Origin of the sequence: Microcoleus sp. D2_18a_B4 (assembly GCF_036702475.1) — a bacterium.
Taxonomy (GTDB): domain Bacteria; phylum Cyanobacteriota; class Cyanobacteriia; order Cyanobacteriales; family Microcoleaceae; genus Microcoleus.
In genome coordinates this window covers 1-1156 of record NZ_JAUBTL010000152.1, presented here as the reverse complement: position 1 = coordinate 1156, position 1156 = coordinate 1, and the positions used below count along the sequence as shown (strand labels likewise).

Genomic DNA, 1156 nt, shown 5'->3' with positions numbered 1-1156 from the left:
TTTAACATCATAGATGTTTATTTTTGTCAACTTTCTTGTTAAGAAAGATCCTTATAAAGCATAGCTTATTAAGGGGGAGTAGGGGGTATGCGATGGGGATCGAGATATGTGCAACTTCACATTAAATTGGTATTACGAATGGTAGATTAGGAAATAGACAAACAAAGCCAACACCTCTATTAAATATAAGGAAGAGATTCAACAGCAATGAAAACTCAACTCGATCGCCTAAAAAAGTTTTTAGGTATCCTGTGTGCGATCGCCTCAATAATTATATTATTCCAATCGGCTATACCGGGTGTTTACGCCACGGTTGTTGCACCGAAAATCTCAACCATATCACAAACCACCATAGCTTTTGTACCCAACATACCGGGCGGCGGATTAGACTTTCACGAATCAGCAGGAGGACACACTTTAGAGAGACACGTTGGTAAAACAGAAGCACAACTAGCACAGCGACTCGCAAGCGAAACGAGAATTCCTGCCGCATCTTCTTTTACTGATCGTTCCCTCGCCGAAGCGGCTATTGCAGAAGCAATGAACAGAAATCAAAGTGCGATCGACTCTTGGGTGAAAACTCAAGGTAATCGTTATACGATCGACTACAATGCCAACAGAATAATTGGCATTACTCTGCGTCGCCGCGCATCCAAAGCAACTTCAACATCTCGCCTGAGAATCGTCCTCCAGCGCAGCGCCCAATTACCTCCCGGATACTTTATTCTCACAGCCTATCCCCAATGATCAATCAATTTCCTCATTTAACCCAATTTTTCAGTTCCTACTTTCACCAAGACTGGCCGTTAGAAGCTGACACTCCCAGCGATGTAGTGAACAACTACCGCAGCAGCGAACCGCCCGCAAGTGTTGAAGCTGCATCGCAAGAGCTCAGCAAACTGCTAGAAATGCCGATCGCCCCCGCCGATTTAGAAGCATTTATCCTCGATGAATTAGGGTGTTACTACGACCCACAATCCGAAAATCAAACAGTCCGAGAGTGGTTGCAATCGGTGCAAAAATCTTTGAATAATCCCAGCTAAACTCTACTGACATCAGCTACCGCGCGATCGATAAGCCCGTAGATACTGTCTTGAACTGTCAAGGGGTAGCAAGTAAATAATTGGGGTCGAAAGGCTTTTGGGACTTTAAAATA

Annotated in this window: 2 protein-coding genes; both read left to right on the top strand. The window is 44.2% G+C overall.

The genetic code is table 11. The features are described from left to right. Positions 1-207 precede the first annotated feature (207 nt). Entirely contained in the window at positions 208-747 is a 540-nt protein-coding gene (locus tag QUB04_RS32435) for an RNase A-like domain-containing protein (RefSeq protein WP_333290758.1), read from the top strand. Beyond that, positions 744-1043, top strand: coding sequence for a contact-dependent growth inhibition system immunity protein (locus QUB04_RS32430; protein ID WP_333290757.1), 300 nt, complete (start codon positions 744-746; stop codon positions 1041-1043). The genes QUB04_RS32435 and QUB04_RS32430 overlap by 4 nt, the downstream gene beginning before the upstream one ends. The last annotated feature ends 113 nt before the right edge of the window (positions 1044-1156 follow it).